Origin of the sequence: Streptomyces sp. P9(2023), from assembly GCF_032436795.1 — a bacterium.
Taxonomy (GTDB): domain Bacteria; phylum Actinomycetota; class Actinomycetes; order Streptomycetales; family Streptomycetaceae; genus Streptomyces.
Map to the genome: position 1 here is coordinate 1 of NZ_JAUPWM010000568.1, position 263 is coordinate 263.

At 41.4% G+C, this 263-nt stretch carries 1 protein-coding gene; it reads left to right on the top strand.

All coding sequences use genetic code 11. The features are described 5' to 3' along the window. A partial coding sequence (locus Q5762_RS38725) for a serine hydrolase (protein WP_315897007.1) occupies positions 1-263 on the top strand: 263 nt, incomplete at both ends.

Here is a 263-nt window from a genome sequence, read left to right on the forward strand (position 1 = left end):
GATCGTATCGAACCGGATTTGAATCAAGGATTACTGAATGATCTTCGAGATACGACCACGCCAAATGCAATGGTCATTACTCTCCATGAACTACTATTTGGATCTGTACTTTCTGAATCGAGCCAACAAAAATTGTTAACATGGATGATAAATAATCAAGTCACGGATAACTTATTGCGTTCGGTATTACCTAATGGCTGGGGAATAGGCGATCGTTCTGGTGCAGGAGGTTTTGGCGCAAGGAGTATTACTGCTATCGTTTG